At 65.9% G+C, this 1,380-nt stretch carries 2 protein-coding genes and 1 pseudogene; 2 read left to right on the forward strand and 1 reads right to left on the reverse strand.

All coding sequences use genetic code 11. From position 1 onward, the window contains the following. Positions 1–427: pseudogene (locus tag ACZ53N_RS37420) on the forward strand (transposase); the annotation flags it as partial. Further along, complete coding sequence (locus ACZ53N_RS37425; RefSeq protein ID WP_469145145.1) at positions 424–726, forward strand: hypothetical protein; 303 nt, start codon at positions 424–426, stop codon at positions 724–726. The pseudogene ACZ53N_RS37420 and the gene ACZ53N_RS37425, both read left to right, overlap by 4 nt. Positions 727–1,051: 325 nt before the next feature. Here ACZ53N_RS37425 and ACZ53N_RS37430 read toward each other — a convergent pair. Next, on the reverse strand, positions 1,052–1,380 hold a 329-nt coding region (locus tag ACZ53N_RS37430; protein ID WP_469145146.1), incomplete at its 5' end, for a hypothetical protein.

Below are 1,380 nucleotides of genomic sequence, written 5' to 3' on the forward strand. Positions count from 1 at the left end.
TGTCTTCAGCAACAGGATCGTGGGCTACTCCATCGACACGCGGATGAAGTCCCGCCTGGCCGTGGCCGCCCTGGACAACGCCGTGGCCCGGCGTGAAAACGTCGACGGATGCATCCTGCACACCGATCGCGGCTCGTAATTCCGGTCCAGGAAGTTCGTCAGGGCGCTCGACCGGCACCGGATGGCCGGGTCGGTAGGGAGAGTCGGGGCAGCTGCCGACAACGCGGCCATGGAGTCCTTCTTCGGCCTGCTGCAGAAGAACGTCCTCGACCGCAGGAAGTGGGCCACCCGCGAGGAACTACGGATCGCCGTCGTGACCTGGATCGAGCGGACCTACCACCGCCGTCGCCGACAAGCCGCCCTCGGCCGACTGACCCCCGCCGAATTCGAGACCGTCATGACCACACCGGCCCTCCAGGCCGCGTGACTCATCCTGTCACCCAAACCTGCATCAGACCCGGCCGCTTCAAGAGCAGCGACCTCGACATCGGCAACCCCAAACACCGCCCCGCACCAGGCCAGGTCACCCAGACCCTGCTCGTCGCCGTCATGCTCACCATCGCGAACCTGACCGTGCTGGAGACCTGGCTCGAAGAACGCACCGGCGGGTTCCTCACCGACGCCGACTACGCAGCCATCACCACAGCGGAACTCGTCTCGGCCAACAACATGGCCCCCACAGCCGAATACCCCGTCAGTGGCCGACCGCCGCCGGCCTCGTCCTGATCCCGGCCCACGAAAACCACACAGCCCGGCCAACTTCCGCACGCGCCCACACAGCGCGGCGCACTCACCCATGCCCGCAACCGGGCAACATCGCGGGCAACGACGCCCGCACCACACACCCGCACGCACGCCGACCTCCCAACAGGCCCCGCAACGACGAAATCCCGCCCGATCAGATTGATCGGACGGGATTTCGTCAACCGCTCCCGAGCTAACTCAAGAACGGTCCTGCCGAGCGATGACGGGACTCAGAGGGACGATTCCGACTGCGATTCCGACTAGGAGGAGCGGTCGGAGCTGCCCGTTTGGGATGGATATGGAGTGGTCAGCTTACGGTGACTTTGGCGGTGTTGGGGATGTTGGGGTCGCCGTTGTCGTCGGGGGTCTGTTCGGTGTGGGTGCCTCCGGTGCCGCTCTGGTTCGGCGGCTTGGCGACGATTTTGTAAGTGAAGGCGTCCGTGACACCGGCGGGTGCGGTGGTGCCGGCCTTGACGTTGACGATGAGTTCGAAGGGCTGGGGCTGGTTCGGGTCGAAGCGCTCAGCCGGCCAGTTGCAGACGATCTGGGTGCCCTTGGTGTCACAGCCGGAGGTGGCGTGGGGGGTGTTGCTGGTGGGCGGGGTGAAGGTGAAGCCGGGTTTGGCGGTCAGGGTGA

The organism is Streptomyces sp. NPDC033229 (assembly GCF_055576875.1).